At 35.9% G+C, this 7,023-nt stretch carries 4 protein-coding genes and 1 pseudogene; 3 read left to right on the top strand and 2 right to left on the bottom strand.

The genetic code is table 11. The annotated features are described in order from the left end of the window. Positions 1 to 908 (top strand): annotated as a pseudogene (locus CALSC_RS27615) (serine/threonine protein kinase); the annotation flags it as partial. A 10-nt stretch (positions 909 to 918) separates the two neighbouring features. Here the strand turns inward: CALSC_RS27615 and CALSC_RS20035 are convergent. Then, entirely contained in the window at positions 919 to 1,872 is a 954-nt protein-coding gene (locus CALSC_RS20035; protein WP_235006869.1) for a Tll0287-like domain-containing protein, read from the bottom strand. Positions 1,873 to 1,974: 102 nt separating this feature from the next. Then, positions 1,975 to 2,877, bottom strand: a complete 903-nt coding sequence (locus tag CALSC_RS20030) for a c-type heme family protein (RefSeq protein ID WP_088243041.1) — start codon at positions 2,875 to 2,877, stop codon at positions 1,975 to 1,977. A gap of 565 nt (positions 2,878 to 3,442) precedes the next feature. Between CALSC_RS20030 and CALSC_RS20025 the strand changes: the two genes are divergently transcribed. Beyond that, a complete protein-coding gene (locus CALSC_RS20025; protein WP_088243040.1) occupies positions 3,443 to 5,260 on the top strand; it encodes a serine/threonine-protein kinase in 1,818 nt (605 codons plus the stop codon). Between the two features lie 301 nt (positions 5,261 to 5,561). After that, on the top strand, positions 5,562 to 7,001 hold the full coding sequence (locus CALSC_RS20020; RefSeq protein WP_088243039.1) for a hypothetical protein: 1,440 nt from the start codon (positions 5,562 to 5,564) through the stop codon (positions 6,999 to 7,001). Positions 7,002 to 7,023 lie beyond the last annotated feature (22 nt).

Below are 7,023 nucleotides of genomic sequence, written 5' to 3'. Positions count from 1 at the left end.
GTGCCGACTTACTTAAAATGTCTCTCGTTGGTAAGGTAGGATATGCACCTAGAGAGCAAATTAGTTTAGGCTTATGTTCTCCTAGCAGTGACATTTATGCATTAGGAGTAACAACAATTGTCTTACTCACAGGTAAAGATCCATCATTTCTCATGGATCAATATACCTTAGAGTGGAAATGGCATTTGTATGCTGATGTCAGCTCCAATTTTGCCCAAATTCTAGATAAAATGCTGGCAGATATTCCCAAACATAGATACCAAACATCCCAGGAAGTTCTCACAGCTTTAGAAAGTCTCACAGTTACACCTAATACTGAAAACAAGGAAGTATCTCTCGAATTACCTACAAAGTTGCAGAATTTAGCAGAATTTCCCACAATTGTTAACAATGTTGAGGATGTGTCAGAAACTCAAGTTTCTGTGAGCAGTTTTGAAGCGACAAACCAATCTCAATTATCAACTACAAGCTTTGAGAATTTCCAGGAATTACCAGCAACATTTGCCAATAACGAAGATATGGTAAAAGTTGAACCTCAAAAATTAGTAGAATCAGAAACAATTGATATTTCCATTAATCCACTTATTCCTGATTCTACCCCAGAGTTTACAAAACCACCCTCATCTTTTCCCAAATCTTCAGAGACAGTGTTTAGTTCCCCTGTCAAGCCAGGGAATTATCAATCTAATTTACCTCAAAATCAACAATCTACTTCTCTAGATCCATTTTTTATTGAGCGTTGTCAAGACGAATTAGCCTACTACATAGGCCCGATGGCAAGTATGATTGTAGAAGATACTTTAACTGATAATCCTCAAGCTTTGCCTTATGAATTTGTAGAAATTCTTGCCAGAGAAATTCCTGAGTCTCAATCTGCTATTGAGTTTATACGTAAATTGATGAGGTAGTAAATAGACATTAGCCACCAGGATTTTCTTCATTTCTATTTCCTTTAGTATGACCCCTAGTACGTCCGGTACTTTTTAACCTTTCCATTGCTTTATCTAAACTAAACTTCATACGTTTAAATGCCTTTGCTAGATGACCAATTTCATCATTAGATAATTGGTCAAAATCGACTTCCGTATGACCCATACTTACTTCTTCCGCTACCTGGGTAATTCTTTTTAAGGGTATAACCACTTGCCGATTTAAAAAGATATTAATTAACAAAATAACAGTAAAAAATACTATGGAGACAATACCAATAACGAGCAAGGAAGATTGATTCGCTTTCTGAATAACTTTACTGGCTGGTACAGAAATAATTTGAGCACCGACAATTTCATTTAGTTGCCAACCAAATCCATTAGTAGCACCATAACGATCAATCATACTCTGTGGTGCTTTTTCTGGAGTGCTATGGCAATCTAAACATTTGGGATCTGTAATTGCAAGAGGACGAGCAATATAGAAAATATCTCCTCCAGGAAGGGAGCGAAAGTCCTTTAATTCTGTCAAGCTAGATTCATTACGAAAGCGTTCAACAATTTTTTTCTCAAAGTCATCGGCTTTATCTCGCAGATTGGTAGGATTGAGAGTGGCTTCTTTGTAAAAGAAGTCTTTATAATCTCTTTTTTTGCGTAATATTTCAAATACTTCCCGTGCTGAATAAGCTGGTATACTTTGGGGTAAAAACGTAGTTTCCAATTTGTCTTGTAATTCTGGATTTACCTGTTTGGTGGTGTACTCACGCACAGACTTCATAGTTTCCATTAATACAAGAGCTGTAGAAGATATTTCTTCCTTGGCGTTTTGTGTAAGTACAGCAGAAAGAGTTAATCCGCTTAAACCTAAACCTGCTACCAGGATTATGAGTAGGAGGATTGTAACTTTTTGTCTTAACTTTAAGTTTTTTAATTTCAACATCATTAGCAATATCCAAAAAATTTTATAATAAAACTTTGAGTCCGATCGCAATCAATTAACTTAACTTTTAAATGTTTCTTAGTTTCTTAAAACTGAGAAGTAGCCTCACTGATTATCAGGGTTATTTTTGAGCTTTTTCATGGCGATCGCTAAACTTCGTTGCATCCGTTTAAAAGCTTTAGCAAGATTCCCGATTTCATCATTAGATGGCGGTGCAAATTCTAAATCTAAATGTCCTGTACTGACTTCTTCTGCTATACGAGTCAGGCGTTTTAAAGGAGATACAATTTGTTTTGTTAAAAATAAATTGATTAAGATAATAATTGCAATAAAAACAATAAAAACAATTAATAAAATAAATACAGCAGATTGTCTTGCTTGATTAATAACTTTATTGGCTGGAATTGAAATTACTTGCGCTCCGATTATTTCATTCAATTTCCATCCAAATCCATTGTTTTTACCATAAATATCAATCATAGTTTTAGGAGCAACATCAAATGTACTATGGCATTCAAGGCAACCAGGTTGGGATACAACTAAGGGACGAGCAATATAAAACAGATCTTCACCTGTAAGAGAACGGAATCCACTCATCTGTTTTAAACCTTCATTTCTGCGAAATTTTTCAATAATTTCTGTCTCAAAATTATCAGCTTTATCCCGAATATTTGTCGGGTTTAAAGCCGCTTCTTTATAAAAATAGTCACTATATTGAGGCTGTTTACGTAAAATATCAAACACTTCTCTTGCCGCATAAGCAGAAACACTTTGTGGTAAAAATTTAGTTTTCAGTTTCTCTGATAATTCTGGAGTAACTTGAGCCACACTGTAAACTCTGACAGAACTAATTGTATCCATCAAAGTCAAAGTTTTAGCTGCAATTTCTTCCTCAGCATTTTTGATCAAAATCGAAGAGAGAACCCATCCACTTAAGCTTAGAGCAAATACTAGAATTAAAAGTAACACTATTGTAAACTTTTGCTTCAGATTTAAATTTTTTAACATATCTTGATTTAGGAGAAAAAATTGATGTTTTTTTGATAATAAGGATGAATTTTTGAGAATAGTTATAATACTTATTTGTTTGTTACAAAAATACACATAATGTTCAAGTAAACTAGTAAAATTTCAGACAGGAAACAAGGTTTTACCTATCTTTAATTCTAATCTTGATGTGCTATATATTCTATATAAATGTTTATGAAATTACTTAACTTGGGAATCAAAATAATTGAGATAATTTTACAGAGTAGATTTTTAAACCTCATCGACCTTGAGAACCGTAGTTTTCCCTCCATAAATTTGAGATTACTTCTGGGTGTCGCAATGACACATGCAAATAATTAGAAACTCCAGGTTTCAACATGGACGGGATTTAATAAAAATCCGAGCGATCGCGAAAATAAAGTAGATCACAATCTTTAATCACCTTGTTTTATTATTAATGGCTAATTGTAGGGATTGCCTGATTTTCTTTTTGTTCTAAATACGTGTAAATAAAAGCTTCTCTGCATAAAATGTAGATTGGGGCTATGTCACAATAAATAACAACACTTGGCAATTATCAATAATGCTTTGGAATCGAGGAAAGACGCTATTTGGGGGGCGTTACACTATTGAAAGAAAACTTGGTGAAGGCGGAATTGGTATTACTTATCTCGCCAAAAACCAACAGGGACAAATGCGGGTGATTAAAACTCTCAAAGAAGCAATCCTCAATCACCCAATTTGGAGAGCTCAGCAAAATAAATTAAGGCAAGACTTTCGGGATGAAGCCGTCAGACTAGCGGTATGTCGTCATCCTCATATAGTACAGATAGAAAATATCTTTGATGAGCATAGTATACCTTGTATCGTCATGGAATATATCGAAGGTGAAGACTTGGGTCATTATCTGCTACGAAAAAATAAATTGCCAGAAAATGAGGCGTTATTGTACATCAAACAAATTGCTGAAGCAGTTATAGTAATTCACCAAAAAGGTTTATTGCATAGGGATATTAAACCTCGTAATATTATGCTCCGTAGTGGTCAGCAAGAAGCAGTACTGATTGATTTTGGCATTGCTAGAGAGTTTATCCCGAATGTAGTCCAAAAACATACTGTATATCGCACACCTGGTTTTGCACCCCCAGAACAGTATGAAATGGAGGCTGCAAGGGGAGAATATATTGATGTATATGGTTTAGCTGCAACTTTGTATAGTTTAGTAACTGGAGCTGTCCCGACTACTGCGGAAGACAGACGACATGATATTCTCCTACAAGAACCAAAACAACTTAACCCTCATATCAGTCACAATGTTAATCGGGCAATTATGGGCGGTATGGCTCTACAACCAGAAAATCGTCCCCAGTCGGTGAAAGAGTGGTTAAATTTATTGTTGTCTGATGTTGAGGAAGATTATATTTCCGTTCCTCCCACACAAATTAGTCAACCACCTGCTCAACAAATAGTTAGCCCCAACCTAACAGTTATTGCAAAAACCCACTATTGGCAATGTGTACATACCTTAAAGGGTCATGCAAGTATGGTACACACTGTTGCTATTAGTCCAAATGGAGAAATTTTTGCTAGTGGTAGTAGTGATAATACTGTGAAGTTGTGGCAGCTAAAGAATAGAAAATTACTACGTAAACTAGGTGGTTGGTTTGCTGGTCACTCCAGCATGATTCATAGTTTAGCCTTTAGTCCTAATGGAAAAATCCTTGCTAGTGCCAGTTGGGATGAGACTATTAAACTGTGGTTAGTAAATTCTGGGAAAGAAATTCGTACTCTTGTTGGTCACAGTAATGGTATAAATTCTGTGACTTTTAGCCAAGACGGACAACTACTTGCCAGTAGCAGTGGGGACTGTACAATCAAATTATGGTTAGTTAGTTCTGGTAGAACTTTACGCACCTTTACAGGACATTCTGACTCGGTTTGGTCAGTTGCATTGACTCCAAACGGAGAACTTTTGGCTAGTGGTAGTAGTGATTACACTATTAAATTGTGGCAGGTGAAAACTGGTCAAGAGATTCTCACCCTTACAGGACATTCATTTTTTGTGAATACTATTGCTTTGAGTCCTGATGGAGAGCTTATGGCCAGCGGTAGTGGCGACTATACCATTAAACTGTGGCAGGTAAAAACTGGTCAAGAGATTCGTACCCTTACAGGACATGCTGATTCGGTTTGGTCAGTTGCTTTTAGTCCCGATGGAGAATTACTTGCTAGTGCTAGTTGGGATCGAAACATCAAAATTTGGCAGGTGAAAACTGGTAAACAACTTGCTAGCCTTAGTGGTCATACTAACTATGTCAGAGCGATCGCTTTTAGCCCAGATGGGTTAACTTTGGTTAGTGGTAGCGATGATGACACAATTAAAATTTGGCAACGAATTTAGTCAGGGGATGAGGTGATGAGAATATCGCCCCATTTTCTCTATTTATGGTTTAGCCGTAGGTTTAGTATCTAATTATGATGAATAGTTACACATTGTAAGTTTTTTAAAACTTTTTTGTGAGATAGTTCACTATTTTTGGTTAATTTTAGTTTGAGATGTTTACTTTGTATAAATAAAAGACTAACTATTTGTGCCATCACTCTAAAGAGGTATATTTCAAAATAGTAAAAATTGATTCCCAGATTTTATCCTCAGTAATTGGAAAAACTGGATTGAATTATCTGTAACATCGGCAATCATAATGAATAACGGTAAATCTAAGAATAAAACTAACAAAATCAGTCTATGTTTTGAGAGAATAATGGCAATTATTGCTATAGCCAATTTTGGCTTAGTTATGTTTGACTTCAGTTATATTCCTTGGCGTAATTTTTACTTTCATAATGTTCCCGTAATTACCCGTGAATATGACAAATTTAAAGGTATTGAGCCTCATAGAGATACGCAAAAATATTTAACAACAGTAGATGAATTACAAGCTGTAATACCTTCTGGGTTCAAGTCTCAAGCTGTGCAAAAAAAGCTAGCTGAATTACGGAGCCTCAGCGTAGAAATGATTGATGACAATCCATTTGCTAGGGCTGGTAAAAGTGGCAGCTTGGAAAAAATTAAAAGAATTATGCGCCTGCGCCTGAATAATGATTCTTCTAAAGAAGCTTTTAAGACCTTTTGGTCTCAAGATTATTTTTTATCCCAAGGATGGGAGGAAGAAAAGGATTTTTTTGACCAAACAATCCGACCTTTAATTGCCAGTAACTATTTCCGTCACATTGGAGAAAATGGTGATTTTAGAGATAGATTTTGGATTTTAGATTTACCTTTTATATTTTTATTTGCTTTAGAGTTTTTAGTTCGTAGTTTCTGGCTCAAAAGTCGTCATCCCAGTTTTAGTTACTTGAATGTGATTTTATGGCATTGGTATGACCTATGGTTAATATTGCCATTGTGGAGGTGGACACGCTTTGTACCAGTTTTATTTCGCTTGGAAAAAGCTAACCTCTGGAATATGTATCAATTACGGCGACAAACCCAGCAGTTGATTGTAGCTAATTTTGCTGAGGAAATAACGGAAATGGTGGTAGTTAGGGTAATTAACCAACTCCAGATTTCCATTCGCCGGGGAGAATTAACCCAGTGGTTGTTAAAAGGTAATAACTTGCGTCCTTATTTAGATATTAATAATGTCAATGAAATAGAAGCGATCGCCGGAATTTTTGTTCAAACTTTAATTTATCAAGTAATTCCCAAAATTCAGCCGGAGCTAGTTGCAATTCTGCAACACAACATAGACAAAGCATTCAATCAAGTTCCCATTTATCAAAATCTGCAAAACTTTCCAGGGGTAGGAAAAATGCAGACTCAGTTGAGTGAGGAACTTGCCACCCAAATCGCTACCAACGTCTATAGTGCTGTAGTTCGTGGTGTAGAAGATCCAATTTCAGCCGAACTTTCCAGCCAACTGATGGAACGCTTCACCACCGCACTGGGAGCAGAAATGCAAAAAAAACACGTACTCTCAGAAATTCAAAGCTTGTTCATAGATTTTCTCGAGGAAGTCAAGATCAATTATGTACAACGTTTATCTGAGGAGGAAATTGAAGAAATCTTGGAAAGAACTACTCAACTAAAAATGCATACATCACCCGTACAACCGATGCTAGATATGAAGACAAATAATTAAGATTCATCATTCTTTGAATCCT

Source organism: Calothrix rhizosoleniae SC01 (genome assembly GCF_900185595.1).
Taxonomy (GTDB): Bacteria; Cyanobacteriota; Cyanobacteriia; order Cyanobacteriales; family Nostocaceae; genus Calothrix_A; species Calothrix_A rhizosoleniae.
This window is presented reverse-complemented; position numbering and strand designations above follow the sequence as displayed.